The following is a 13,998-nucleotide window of genomic DNA, read 5'->3' as shown; positions in this document are numbered from 1 at the left end:
TGTCTGTGTAGACGGGATTTCTAAAATTGGTTAAACTAGAATTTACAACCTGAATACAGGAAAACCCCATGATGATCATTGCTACCCAAGCCTACCAAATCACTTGGGAAAAACTACCCGATGATTATATTCTCCCAGATGATCCAGTGGACAATATCTACCAACCAGCCCAAGCCACAGCGCTGACAGAAAGCCTCGAACTAGCCGGTAAACTTCCCCTTAATTGTCTCACACCGACCAACTACGCCATCTGCGCCACTGTAAATGGCAAAATTGTCGTTAAAGCCCCTGATTGGGCTTATATACCGGAAATTCGGGTAACTAAAAAAGAGGTCTTTCGTAGTTATACACCCCAACTACAGGGAGATATTCCGGTTATTGTTATGGAATTTATTTCTGATACAGACGGAACAGAATATTCCAGTAAACCAACTTATCCACCTGGAAAATGGTTTTTTTATGAAAAGATCTTAAAAGTCCCAAATTATGCTATTTTTGAACCAGATAGCGGTAGTTTAGAGTTTTATAAGTTAAACTCTAATACAGGTTTGTACACTTTGCAGACTCCTCATGAAAACCAACGTTACTGGATAGAGGAAATGAATCTTTATCTTGGTATATGGGAAGGTACAAAAGAAAACTTAACTGGTAAATGGTTAAGGTTGTGGGACGAACAGGGAAATTTATTGTTGTGGAGTTCAGAATTAGTAGGACAAAAACAACAAGAAATTGAACAAGAAAAACAACGTGCTGAACAAGAAAAACAACGTGCTGAACAAGAAAAACAACGTGCTGAACAAGAAAAACAACGTGCGGACAAACTAGCGGCCCAATTAAAAGCATTAGGTATCGAACCAGAAAATTAAAAGTAGGGTGGGTATTACCCACCATATAATTAACCACCAATTACTGCAATACAATCAATTTCTACCAGCACATTTTTAGGTAAACGCGACACTTCTACACAAGCACGCGCTGGGGCTGTATCCTCAGAAAAATATTTTGCATAAACCGCATTTACAGCAGCAAAATCATTCATATCAGCTAAAAATACACCAGTTTTGACCACATCTGCAAATGTAGCTCCTGCTTGTGTCAAAATAGCCTCAATATTGCTCATTACCTGTTCCGTTTGCTTAACTACATCTTCCGTATAAACAACATCACCTAAACTAGGATCTATAGCAATTTGTCCAGCCACAAACAACATTTGTCCAGAAGCGAGAATTGCTTGATTATATGGTCCAACAGGTGCAGGTGCTTTATCAGTACGAATTACTTCACGAGTCATAATATCTATCTCTTTTGGCTTTTTAATTAAAAGTGTTTCTGACTTACCCATTTGACATTATCGCACCTGTGAGGTCAGTATTTTTCTGAAGATGCCAGCAGGGAATAAGATCACAAATAGTATAAAATATAGTATAAAAAAATGATCAACGACCTATCGTGATCAAAACGCAAATTATTCAGATGTATTTATGGATATGTTTAATAGATGTTTAGTAAATGTTTAATATATATGGGCGCACAGATTCCTACTATAAATATATAATAGAGAAAAGTCCGGTATTTGTCAAGTAAGCTAAAATGCACCTAATTTATACATTATTTATACATTAGGATGCACAGGGATGTTCACCCCACAAGAGTTAGACTGATTTTAGGTTATACAATTTAAATGATCATTAAATGCTCAACAGCTTACCTGGGTCCTGGATAAGTGTGTCAACCCAACTATTGACAATTTTGATTCCTAGTCCTGAAAAAGACTAAATTTAGTGAAGTGAGAAAGAAATTACATATATGTCCATTGAACTACAAGCAGAACTAGGTCAAGCGGTGGAACAACGTCGCAACTTTGCGATTATTTCTCACCCTGATGCTGGTAAAACTACTTTAACTGAAAAACTATTATTATACGGAGGTGCGATTCATGAAGCAGGGGCGGTAAAAGCGCGAAGAGACCAGCGGAAAGTGACTTCTGACTGGATGGCAATGGAACAACAACGCGGTATTTCCGTAACTTCAACGGTATTACAATTTGCCTATTCTAATTGTCAAATTAATTTACTTGATACTCCTGGACACCAAGATTTTAGTGAAGATACTTATCGAACTTTAGCAGCGGCTGATAATGCAGTCATGCTGATAGATGCGGCAAAGGGTTTAGAACCACAAACGCGGAAACTGTTTGAAGTGTGTAAACTGCGAGGCATCCCGATTTTTACTTTTGTGAATAAACTTGATCGTCCGGGCAGAGAACCGATAGAATTATTAGATGAGATTGAGAAGGAATTGGGATTACAGACCTATGCAGTAAATTGGCCTATTGGTATGGGCGATCGCTTTAAAGGAGTTTTTGACCGTCAACAACAGCAAATTCATTTATTTGAACGTAGCGCCCACGGTAGTCGGGAAGCAAAGCAAACTATCATAGATATAGGCGATAGTAAAATTGAGGCATTATTAGAAAAAGAACTTTACCACCAACTTAAAGATGAATTAGAACTCTTAGAAGGAGTTTGTCCAGAACTAGATTTAGACTTGGTACACGCTGGCAAAATGACCCCCGTATTTTTTGGTAGTGCTATGACCAATTTTGGGGTAGAATTATTTCTGAGGAATTTTCTTAACTTTGCTCTCAAACCAGGAACACACAGCAGCAGCGTTGGGGATATTCCTCCTACTTATCCAGAATTTACCGGATTTATTTTCAAACTGCAAGCCAACATGGACCCAAAACACAGAGACAGAGTGGCTTTTGTCCGGGTCTGTACAGGTAAGTTTGAAAAAGATATGACAGTAAATCATGCCCGAACTGGCAAAGTTGTCCGTTTATCCCGTCCCCAAAAATTGTTTGCCCAAGAAAGGGAATCTATTGACGTTGCTTATCCGGGGGATGTAATTGGTTTAAACAATCCAGGTGTTTTTGCGATTGGTGATACAATTTACACAGGTCAAAAGCTAGAATATGAGGGAATCCCTTATTTCTCGCCGGAATTGTTTGCTACATTGAGAAACCCCAACCCTTCTAAATTTAAGCAGTTTCAAAAAGGTGTTTCCGAATTGCGAGAAGAAGGTGCTGTACAAATTATGTATTCAGTTGATGAAGCCAAGCGTGAACCGATTTTAGCGGCTGTTGGTCAGTTGCAATTTGAAGTGGTACAGTTCCGCTTACAAAATGAGTATGGTGTAGAAACTATTTTGGATTTATTACCCTACAGTGTTGCGCGTTGGGTTGAAGGTGGTTGGGAAGCTTTAAAGCAGGTGGGACGTTTGTTCAATACTACAACTGTTAAAGATAGTATGGGACGACCAGTATTATTATTCCGCAACGAATGGAATTGTCAACAGTTAGAGGGTGATCATCCAGAGTTAAAATTAACTGCTATTGCTCCTGTTTTTTCTCATCAACAAACAATTGAAACCTAGATAAGCAGGTTGGGGTTAAAAATTGTCGTTATAACAAGGGAACAGGGAACAGGGAACAGGGAACAGGTTTTGGGTAACTTTACTTTTCGTTTTACCAATTACCAATTACCCATTACCCATTACCCATTACCAATTACCCATTACCCATTACCATCTTCAAAATTTTGTATTTTTAATTACCAGGGTATCTCAATAAGCGTGCTTTTGTCACCTAAAACAGATTGGAGTACCAAATTTTCTATGCCTTCTCACGCTGAATCATGTTTACAGGCTGGTTTAGCTGCCCTTAAGCAGGGAAATTACCACACAGCAATAGCTAATCTTGAACCACTGGCCAAAGTTCAAAAACAAGACAGGATTTATTTACAGGCACAAGTTGGGTTAGTTATGTCCTATGCTCGCACAGGTGAGGTCTCTAAAGCGATCGCTCTGTGCCAAAATTTGATTTCCAGTAACCACCCCCAAGTGCAACAGTGGTCTATACGCGCTCTTGAACACTTATATGAAAGCAAAAAACGGAGGCAAAAATCTTCATCAACGAATAATATACCTGTTTCCAGTGTAAATCCTTCCCGACAACAGCCGCAAAATAGTTATGTTGGTGCTGATAACCATAACAATATCAAACCAGTTAGCATTTATTGGCGGCAGGCTAGACGAGCTAAAGTATGGCAACCTCTACCTAAGCCTAATGTCATTTACTCACGATTAATTGCTTGTTTGACATTTATAGCACTATTTTGGATGTGCAAAGAAATGTTTAAACTAGTATTGGCTTTAATTGCCCAAATTCTATATAAATTGCCATACTTACAGCCTCCCCAGGTTTTATATCATGATCCTAGTTCCTTGATTCTGGGATTATTCGTGATCTTAATGGTATTATCCCCTTGGTTACTCGACTGGTTACTAGGAAAATTTTTAGCTCAGAAAGAGTTATCCAAGGAGAAATTAAATTCCTACAGTCGGGAGACACTGAGGGTATTACAACGTACTTGTCAACAGCGACGCTGGCCTTGTCCCCAACTGAGGATCTTACCAATTTCTGCCCCCATAATCATTAGTTATGGTAATCTACCCCGTACAGCGAGAATAACTGTTAGTCAAGGTTTATTAGAACAATTGGCTAATGATGAAATAGCAGCCATCTATGCTTTGAATTTAGGGCAAATTGGGCGTTGGGATTTTGTGGTAATGTCCCTAATTCTGTTAGTTACCATACCATTTTATGGATTATATCAGCAAATATCACTTTCGGCAAATCAACATCAAAGTAAAATTTGGCTAAGTAAAATTTGGCGTTGGCCAGCCCCAGTTTTAGGGGCTATTACTTACGGAATTTGGTTTCTTCTAACTGGTACAGCCTTGCTAAATTCTCGATTAAGGCTTTATCATAGCGATCGTCAAGCTGCGGAAATCACTGGTAATCCCAATGGACTCATTCGGGCTTTACTGAAAATTTCCATTGGTGTGGCTCATGATATCAACCTCAAAGAACATTCCAATTGGCAATTACAAAGCCTGAATCTTCTTGCTCCTGTTGCATATCAACATAGCATAGTCTTAGGTAGTATAGCTGGTCATCTACCCTTTGAATCATTTTTCCAGTGGGAAAACTTTCATCCCTATCGCCAATGGTTGACAATTAATAGTAGTCATCCCTTAATGGGCGATCGCATTAAACGTCTTTGTCAAATAGCTCAACATTGGCATTTGAACACAGAATTATACCAAATAAAGCCACAACAGCCGATTCTAATAGGTCACCAATCTTTTCTATTACAAATTGCCCCTTGGTTGGGAATTTTGCTGGGTGTTATATTGGCTGGTCTAACTTGGTTACTTTGGCAAACAGCTTATGCTATGCAGTTGTTAAACTTGAAGTGGATCTATGACGACTGGTATTTTCTTCTGGGTTTTGTGTTAATTGGCTTTAGCATTGGCACACTGATACAGATAAATGCTTTATTTCCCAAGATTACAGATGTTAATCTCCAGCAAGATGAAAACCTCATCAACCTACTTGCAGATCCGTCAATTTTACCAATTGATAGCATTAAAGTCCGGTTTACTGGTAAACTATTAGGTCGTCCTGGAATTGGTAATTGTCTAGCAGCAGACCTAATGCTTCAATCCAGCCAAGGTTTAATGAAATTACATTATATTCCTGGGCTAGGAAAGTCATTCCACCCTCAAGACCTAATTGGTCAACAGATTGTTGTTAGAGGTTGGTTACGACGCAAGGGAACTCCCTGGATAGATATCCAAAGCCTAGAAACTGAAGATGGCAAAAAAATCAATAGCCCTCATTCTCTTTGGATGCTGGCCATTGCTATTTTAGCTCAAGGCTGGGGTGCTTATATTGTGCTGGTGGGTCATTAGTCCGTTGTCCGTTATTTTTAGTAAAAATTTTTCCTCCTTGCCTCTTCCATTAAAATGTGTTTCATGCTACGATGAGACCATAATATTGGCTTTTAGCTGTTGGCGGAAAAGTTTCTGCGGAACTAGCTACATAGGAAATACCATGATAATGTTAAGTAATGGTATTTTATTCTGCGGGCAAGAATTAAGAAGAATGAATTTACTGTGGTGGATAGTTGGCTATTAAATTTACAATTCCAAAAATTAAGGTGATATTAACCCACGAGTGCAGTTATGCCTTCGTGCCAAATAAGCTTGATCACAACAAAAAACTGTATTCTATAAGTTGATAGTTGGGATTGAAAAAATTGGTTTGTGGTGGTTTTAGTCCATAGTATCTATTCAAAAGCCAAAGCCAATTGATTGTTTTTTTGTCTTGCTCTGTTTATCTGTTTATTCCCAATCTGGAGGTATAGTCCATGTCAATTCGCCTATATATAGGAAATTTGCCCAAAGAAGAAATAGATCGTCAAGAGTTGCAAGCTGTTTTTGCAGAAGAAGGCGATGCTGTCACCACTAAACTAATTAAAGACCGGAAAACAGGCAAATGTCGTGGCTTCGGTTTTTTGACGGTGAATAATGACGAACAAGCAGATCAAATTATTGAAAAATATAATGGTCAATTGTTTAAAGACACACCCATCAAGTTAGAAAAGGCCTTACCAAGAACTAAAGGTGAGGAAGGTGGTGAAGAACAACCACAAACCCCCAAACCAGTTCTTCAAGGTACTAGCGCCCCTGTTCCTAGCAGCAATAAAGAAGGCGGCCGTCGGGAGAAAAGCAAGAAATCCCGACGCGGTGGCGGTGGTGGTGGCAGTGCGCGTGAGACTGCTGCAAATGTTGAAACTGAAGCAATTCGTCCAGATCCCCGTTGGGCGGCGGAGTTAGAAAAGCTGAAGGAAATGTTGGCTGCACAAGCTACCAACTAGATTGCTTGTTTAATCAATACGCTTTAAGAATTATTCTTAAAGCTTTTTGGCATACCGACTTCCTGGAAAGCTAGTCTGAAAAGGAAGTTATGGTTATATTAGCGTGGCTATAATTCATAAATTGCTTCTACAATATATATTTTTACAAAAACTATATTATTAGTAATAGACGCATTTATATACATCCCAATTTATTTATTAACGTAACTTGCTAGTTAGGCACATTTTCAGCATCAGAATGTCCAAGATTAAAGGATAAACAGGATGAAAACAGGGGTTTTATTACCAATTACCCATTACCAATTACCCATTACCCATTACCAATTACCCATTACCAGTCTCAACTAGATAACTAGCAACTTGAGTTATTATACATAAGTGCTGTGATTAGTCTGACTAGTTGAGCGTGTAGAAATTTATTTTGTCTCCAGGTAAAGCCCAAATCCCCTTCATAAGCAGTGTAGGTAGCCACATCAGGTTATTTGCACTGCTTAGTTTTTGGGGTTTTTTAAGACTTGAGAGCATAATTACACAAAATTTGGAATTTTTTGCGAAAATTGTAGCTAACGTAACAAAACTTATAGAAATATAATAATAGTATAAGTGAACACACTTGGCTAAATTAAATTAGTGCTTTTTGAACATAATGGCAATTGAAGTAATGTTTTCAGGGATTTAACTTTGTTGTATTTGGTTTGATGGACATTATTGTAATTATTTGAAACGTGCAAATCATGAAATAGAAATATCTAAAAGGATGTGACGTTGCGACTTGAGATAGGTTTTATCATGGACTAACTAGTCTATCATGATAGATCATATTCGCTTTTCCATATAAAAAGATAGATATTTCTATCTATAGAAGGTATTAAATATAAATATAGAATGTGGGAGAGGTTAACCAATATTTTGGCAATAATCAAGATAGAATAAATATAAATTATTCAAAGTTAGCCAAGAAAACACAGATTTCAATTTAATAAGCACAAGTTGAAAAGACACTTATATCTTGTTAAAATTAGGAAAATCACAAATCTATGAAAGCTACCACAAAAAAACACATCGCCTTAATTTCAGTTCACGGTGATCCAGCCATTGAAATAGGTAGAGAAGAGGCAGGAGGACAAAATGTTTATGTCCGCCAAGTGGGTGAAGCCCTGGCACAGCTAGGATGGCAGGTGGATATGTTTAGCAGGAGAGTCAGTGCTGATCAAGAAACGATAGTAGAACATAGTTCTAATTGTCGGACTATTCGCTTAACAGCAGGTCCTGTAGAATTTGTGTCAAGAGATCATGGTTTTCAGTATTTACCAGAATTTGTAGATCAGTTAATAAAATTCCAGAAAGAAGCCGGGATTAATTATGATTTGGTTCATACCAACTATTGGTTATCTGGTTGGGTAGGAATGGAATTGAAAAAAAGACTGGGAATTAAACAGGTTCATACCTACCATTCCTTAGGAGTGATCAAATACAAGACCATAGAAAATATTCCGCTGGTAGCAAGTCAACGTTTATTAGTGGAAAAAGAAATATTAGAAACAGTAGAAAGAATTGTTGCCACCAGTCCCCAAGAACAGGAACATATGCGATCGCTTGTTTCCCAAAAAGGGGAAATTGATATTATTCCCTGTGGTACAGATATTCAACAGTTTGGTTCAGTGACAAGAGAAGCAGCAAGAACCAGATTAGAAATTGATCCAGAAGCTAAAGTGGTTTTATATGTAGGTAGATTTGACCCTCGGAAAGGCATAGAAACCTTAGTGCGGGCAGTAAGGGAATCTAAGTTCTATGAGTCGAAACAATTGCAATTGATTATTGGTGGTGGCTGTACACCAGGTAATGCTGATGCTAAGGAGCGCGATCGCATAGCAGGAATTGTTAACGAGTTGGGTATGGACGAATGTACGTCCCTGCCAGGCTGTTTGAGTCGAGAGATATTACCATCTTATTACGCCGCTGCGGATGTTTGTGTAGTTCCTAGTCACTACGAACCCTTTGGACTGGTAGCTATTGAGGCCATGGCCTGTGGCACACCTGTAGTCGCTAGTGATGTCGGTGGACTTCAGTTTACCGTAGTTAATGAAGAAACTGGTTTATTAGTACCACCGCAAAATGTCCCTGCTTTTAATCACGCTATTGATCAAATTCTCAGTCATCCTCAATGGCAGCAAGAATTAGGAAAAGCGGCTAAAAAGCGTGTTATTGATAAATTTAGCTGGCATGGTGTAGCTAGTCAGCTAGATAAACTATATACCCAACTGTTGCAGCAATCTGTGAGAGAACCTGTATTAGCTGGTAAATAGGCAAAAATGGCCAATTACCAATTACCAATCACCAATGACCAGATCATTGGTGCATGGTTGTAAGATAGGAAAGGATTAAGTAAGCTCCAAAAGCTCTAAACATACTTGCAGTTAGATGGTAAGATGATGGAAGTTCAAGAAATCAAAAAATTCCCTAAACCCAGGAAACCAGACAGCGAATCTCAAAATTTTCAGCACGTTAAGATTCTTGACTGTAACCAACCAGTTTGCAGAGTGATTTGTGAGTGTTGGCACTGCAAACAAGGGATATTATGTGAGGTAGACGTATCATCTTCGCAGTATTTAGAGGTAGAATGTCCAAATTGCGGCAGAAGCGCCGTCAGGTTAATGGCAGAAAAGGTGATTTCTACTACACCTATCCCCTCACCCTGGCAATAAACAGCATTCAGCTTCAACAGATACATAACTGCTGATACTCGGATAACTGATTTTTGTTAAAGGATGTTTTAAAAGAAAATGGCCATTTATGGCTAATCTTGACAAACATCCTCTAAAACCGATTTATTTAGATTTGCTTTTGAAAACCCCTTTATTATAGTTCACGCAGAGGCGCGGAGGTCGCAGAGGCAGAAGAAAAGGAAATTTTTGCACATACAGCAGATAGTGTAATATATATATTTATTATTTAGAATTGCTATGTGATCAGTTATTTTAGCTAAAAATAAATCAAAAGGGAAATTAGATGTGTCTACATTAGATCAATTTCAAAGCGAATTTTTCAATATTTTCAATAATCAGAACTTCTATGAAGGCAAAACTTATTTAGAATATATTGCTGAACCACAAACTAATGATGAAGATAATATTGTTGATACTAAAATAGTTTTACCATTGCTGCTTGCTTTAGGTTTTGATTCAGGAGATATCGCTAAAAATACCACAACCAACGGCAAAGATAGCAGTCGTCCAGATTTTCAAATTAAATTAGCAAGTGGTAATATTCGCTGTTTTTTAGTAGAAGATAAACATACTGCCTATAATATTCAAAAATCTGAACCTTTACAACAATTAATAAGTTATGCACCCAGTCGCGGTTATGATTTGGGATTACTTTGTAATGGTAAATTATTATTAGGTTGGGATATTTCTGAGCCTAATTCTCCCAGTCCGGTTTTACATTTGGATCTTGAGAAAATTATTCAAACTTATCATGAAAATGGTGGTATTACGGGTTTAAATAATGCCCAAATTCAAGATTTAAAAACTTTATATAGACGATTTAATAAACTCAATTTTGAAGATATTGAAAGTTTAATTCAAGATATTGGTAAACCAGAGAATGAATGGTTAAATAATGCCAAATCTCAAGTTAATACTCCTAATTTTGATGAATTACTAATTTTAGATATTAAAGCCGCAATTCTCCTGTTAGAAGAAGATGTTTTATATCAATTACAATTATTACTAGAAGAATATGATCAATATTGTCAAAATAAATATTTGCCTAATATTCATGCAACTGAACAAAATTATCAAGAGACAGCAACTAAAATTTTAGATCGTCTGAGAAATCAGATTTTAAATTATTTACGAGCTTATGGAGTATTAGAAGTTGAGGAATTTTCCGAAATTGTAGAAAAATTGCTGGAATTTGCCGATAAATCTCAAGGTTAAATTCAAGAATTAGAACAAATATTTTTAAATAAATTAATCAATGCTCAAGCTAAAAAAATAGCACAGAAAAATCAAAATTCTCCTAAAAATATAGAAGGTATAAAAGGAGTACAATTAGATTTAATTCCTACGATTTCAGAAACCAAAAAACAAGAACTAGGAATTAAAGTCACAGAAGAAAAGAAAATTACTAAACTTGATCCAAAATTAATTGAATTATTACGAGAATATGAAAGAATTGTATTTGATTGGAAAGACTGGCAAGCAAAGCAAAATTTAACTTATGATACCGCAATTAAAACCCATCAATATTTTATATCTTGGCGTAATTTAGTTAGTAAAACCATTTTACAAGGTGCAAATGAAGATAAATTAAAAACTGAATTTGCTAGACAAACTGCTTATGTTTATGTCATTCGTCTTTTAATGGTAAGAATTTGTGAAGATAAAAAATTAATTAATCGTAAATTTTCCAATGGAGGGTTTAAATATTGGAAGGAAGAAGTTGAACCAAGATATTTAGATCTAGCGCAAGGAATGTCTATGGATTATCTTTTGGAAATGTCATACCGTTCTGCTCAAAATATCTATGCTCATTTCTTCAATAGTGCCGATTTATTTAATTGGTATCGCATTAATTCTAATACTTTAATTAAGGTTTTACATATTCTTAATCGCTTTAATTTACAAGAAATTGATAGCGATATTATTGGGATGGTTTATGGTAGATATGTAGAAGAAGGAAAACATGAACAAGGTAGATATTTTACACCTAAAGAAGTTGTAGAATATATTTTAGATGCTATTGGGTATAAATCCGATAATCCTGATATTCGTGATCAAAAATTATTAGACCCCGCAGGAGGTTCTGGTAGTTTTTTAGTTCATGCTGCACGTCGTTTAATTAATTCCTATCGTTCTCGGAAAACTAATACTATTCCTGTGGAATATGTTCCTGCGATTATTCAACAAGTGAAAGATTGTTTATTTTGTTTAGATATTAATCCTTTTGCTTGTTATTTAGCTGAAACTAATTTATTAATTCAAGTGGTTGATTTACTCCAACAAGCGAAGGAAGCAGGTAAGTTACAAGAATGTACCATAGATAGATTTAATGTATATAATACGGATTCTTTGTTATTACCAAAATCACAAGAAATTAGAACTCCTTTACTTAATCCTATTTTAGATTTAGAACTTTCTACTGTTGCCCAAATTAAAACTAAAACGGGTAAATTTATTGATGGTTTTGATTTTGTCGTGGGCAACCCTCCTTATGTAAAAGCTGATGAACCTGGAGCAGATATTTATCGTCGAGAAATTGAAAATTCTGGAAGATTTACCACACTTCATGAAAAATGGGATCTGTTTGTTCCATTTGTGGAACTTGCTTGTCAAGCTACTAAGGATTTAGGTAAAATTGGCTTAATTGTTTCTAGGGGTATTCAAACTAATAATTATGCGGAATTACTCCGAGAATATATTGCTGAAAATCTGACTATTAAACAAGTAGATTTTTTTAATAATGTGAAAATTTTCTCTGATGCTGTTGTTAACAATACTATTTTTATTTTAGAAAATATTGTTCCAGAAAATAATTATCAAGTAAAAAGATTTCTCCACAATGGGTTATTTACAGAAATTCAAGAAATTGATCCTTTGAATCAATATGAATATAAAGGTAAGGTTTTTAGACAGTTTGTAGTTAATGATAATTTTGCAGACGTTACTTATTTAGAAGATATTTGTTATTGCACTGTAGGAATGGTTTTAAATGCTGATGAAACAAAAGTTAAAGGAGCATTTAAAAAAGATGTTCTTTTAAGTTCACAACTAGATAAGATTCATTCTAAAAAATATATTGATGGAGAAAATATTATTAGAGAACTAGCAATTGATAATATTCGTTACTTGGAATGGGATACGGAAAGAGTTCCTGGACAAATTCGTAGAGCAACAATTCCTGAATTATATAATTATCCTAAAATCCTGTTTGGGATGACTTCATTTCCTACCTATGATCGAGGAATAATAGCAGGAGATGGGTTTTATGTTCCTGATAGTGTGAGAATTTGTGTCAGATGGGATGATGTTTATAAAGTTAAACGTTTAGAGAAAGAAAAAAGACAAATGTATGAACTTTCTAAAAAACGTCAAAAACTTCTGGGAGATGGAAAAGGTAAAAAATTACAAATTTATCAATATGCAGAAGAAAAACTAGAAATGGCCAAAAAATTTGATTTAAGATATATTGCTGCTATTCTTGCTTCTAGTTTTGGGAAACGCTTTTTACTATTGAATAACCGTGATGAAAATATTATGACTGTTAATAGTGAAACTCAAATAGCTAAGAGTAGAATATATCCTGATGATTTAAAGGAATTTCCTATTAAAAATATTTCTTTAGCAGCACAACAACCATTTATTAATGGTGTCAATAATTTAATCACATCGAATTGGCAATTATACGAATTAACACAATTAGGACATAAAATTAAGTTTGATTATAGTGATAATAAACCCATAGTTGAGGTTAATTTTTTACAAGTTTTTGAAAATCTCAATTTACTTTGTTGGAATTTTTTAAACGCTGAACCACATAGATTTGAAATTATTGGATCACGTGATCAGCCAATCACTAAAATTAAAATCAAAGATGATAAAATTTTTAATGGTCGTCAAGAATTAATCTTTTCGGAAAGTACAATTGTTTTACAATTCCTGCAAATTTATCTACAACAGTATGAAAAACGGGGTTTAACTTGGACTAATTTAATCCAAGAAGGTAAAATACCTAAAACAGATGTAGATATTCAGAAAATATTTGCTGAATGCACTCGGTTAAAAACAGAAATATGTGATACGATCACAAATATTAGTTCAATTTATAGAGAATTAGATAAAATGGTGAATGATCTATATAATTAGTACAATTAGCTCTTAAAATTAACCAACCTAAATTATAAAAGAGATTAATTGTTTTGCAACCCCTTGATTTTACAGCTTTAACCGCTGCTTGTAGCGAAATTCGCACTAAATGGCTACCTGCACGCACAGAACAAGTATATCAGCGCGATCGCTTTACCATTGCTATTGCTTTACGAACCTTAAAACATCGGGGTTGGTTAGATATTTCTTGGCATCCCCAAGCCGCTCATATTTGTATTAGCGAACCACCACCACGACATCCAGATACTTTTACATTTAGTCAGCAGCTAAGACATCAATTAGGTGGGTTGGCCTTAGTGGCAATTGAGGCTATTTCTCCATGG

At 35.8% G+C, this 13,998-nt stretch carries 10 protein-coding genes; 9 read left to right on the top strand and 1 reads right to left on the bottom strand.

Going from position 1 to position 13,998, the window contains the following annotated elements; translation table 11 throughout:
* Nucleotides 1-71: 71 nt before the first annotated feature.
* Complete coding sequence (locus ACIR131C_RS0111375) at nt 72-866, top strand: Uma2 family endonuclease (protein ID WP_028090293.1); 795 nt, start codon at nt 72-74, stop codon at nt 864-866.
* A gap of 29 nt (nt 867-895) precedes the next feature.
* On the opposite strand, the gene ACIR131C_RS0111370 is transcribed toward ACIR131C_RS0111375, so the two are convergent.
* Nucleotides 896-1,342, bottom strand: a complete 447-nt coding sequence (locus tag ACIR131C_RS0111370; RefSeq protein WP_231395452.1) for a RidA family protein — start codon at nt 1,340-1,342, stop codon at nt 896-898.
* A gap of 464 nt (nt 1,343-1,806) precedes the next feature.
* Here ACIR131C_RS0111370 and ACIR131C_RS0111365 point away from each other — a divergent pair, with 464 nt between their 5' ends.
* The 8 genes from ACIR131C_RS0111365 to ACIR131C_RS26770 form a co-directional block, all read left to right on the top strand.
* On the top strand, nt 1,807-3,435 hold the full coding sequence (locus ACIR131C_RS0111365; protein WP_028090291.1) for a peptide chain release factor 3: 1,629 nt from the start codon (nt 1,807-1,809) through the stop codon (nt 3,433-3,435).
* Nucleotides 3,436-3,675: 240 nt separating this feature from the next.
* Nucleotides 3,676-5,817 (top strand): M48 family metalloprotease, encoded by a 2,142-nt coding sequence (locus ACIR131C_RS0111360; protein ID WP_028090290.1) that lies wholly within the window; start codon nt 3,676-3,678, stop codon nt 5,815-5,817.
* Between the two features lie 458 nt (nt 5,818-6,275).
* Nucleotides 6,276-6,785: an RNA recognition motif domain-containing protein gene (locus tag ACIR131C_RS0111355; RefSeq protein WP_028090289.1), complete on the top strand. Its 510-nt coding sequence runs from the start codon at nt 6,276-6,278 to the stop codon at nt 6,783-6,785.
* A gap of 1,037 nt (nt 6,786-7,822) precedes the next feature.
* The gene (locus tag ACIR131C_RS0111335) at nt 7,823-9,091 is read left to right on the top strand and encodes a glycosyltransferase family 4 protein (RefSeq protein WP_028090288.1); all 1,269 of its coding nucleotides are present in this window, start codon (nt 7,823-7,825) and stop codon (nt 9,089-9,091) included.
* A gap of 126 nt (nt 9,092-9,217) precedes the next feature.
* On the top strand, nt 9,218-9,490 hold the full coding sequence (locus ACIR131C_RS26775; protein ID WP_071604956.1) for a hypothetical protein: 273 nt from the start codon (nt 9,218-9,220) through the stop codon (nt 9,488-9,490).
* A gap of 306 nt (nt 9,491-9,796) precedes the next feature.
* Complete coding sequence (locus tag ACIR131C_RS0111330) at nt 9,797-10,726, top strand: hypothetical protein (RefSeq protein ID WP_028090287.1); 930 nt, start codon at nt 9,797-9,799, stop codon at nt 10,724-10,726.
* A gap of 426 nt (nt 10,727-11,152) precedes the next feature.
* Nucleotides 11,153-13,654 carry an HsdM family class I SAM-dependent methyltransferase gene (locus tag ACIR131C_RS0111325; RefSeq protein ID WP_028090286.1) on the top strand — a complete coding sequence of 834 codons (2,502 nt, stop codon included), beginning with the start codon at nt 11,153-11,155 and terminating at the stop codon, nt 13,652-13,654.
* Between the two features lie 53 nt (nt 13,655-13,707).
* A partial coding sequence (locus tag ACIR131C_RS26770; RefSeq protein ID WP_231395451.1) for an NFACT family protein occupies nt 13,708-13,998 on the top strand: 291 nt, incomplete at its 3' end.

Origin of the sequence: Dolichospermum circinale AWQC131C, from assembly GCF_000426905.1 — a bacterium.
GTDB classification, from domain to species: Bacteria; Cyanobacteriota; Cyanobacteriia; order Cyanobacteriales; family Nostocaceae; genus Dolichospermum; species Dolichospermum circinale.
This window is presented reverse-complemented; position numbering and strand designations above follow the sequence as displayed.

Coding starts and splice junctions, on each gene's coding strand:
- ACIR131C_RS0111335 (WP_028090288.1), top strand. CDS start 7,823: ATGAAAGCTACCACAAAAAAACACATCGCCTTAATTTCAGTTCACGGT.
- ACIR131C_RS0111375 (WP_028090293.1), top strand. CDS start 72: ATGATCATTGCTACCCAAGCCTACCAAATCACTTGGGAAAAACTACCC.
- ACIR131C_RS0111365 (WP_028090291.1), top strand. CDS start 1,807: ATGTCCATTGAACTACAAGCAGAACTAGGTCAAGCGGTGGAACAACGT.
- ACIR131C_RS0111325 (WP_028090286.1), top strand. CDS start 11,153: ATGGTAAGAATTTGTGAAGATAAAAAATTAATTAATCGTAAATTTTCC.
- ACIR131C_RS0111370 (WP_231395452.1), bottom strand. CDS start 1,342: ATGGGTAAGTCAGAAACACTTTTAATTAAAAAGCCAAAAGAGATAGAT.
- ACIR131C_RS0111355 (WP_028090289.1), top strand. CDS start 6,276: ATGTCAATTCGCCTATATATAGGAAATTTGCCCAAAGAAGAAATAGAT.
- ACIR131C_RS0111360 (WP_028090290.1), top strand. CDS start 3,676: ATGCCTTCTCACGCTGAATCATGTTTACAGGCTGGTTTAGCTGCCCTT.
- ACIR131C_RS26775 (WP_071604956.1), top strand. CDS start 9,218: ATGGAAGTTCAAGAAATCAAAAAATTCCCTAAACCCAGGAAACCAGAC.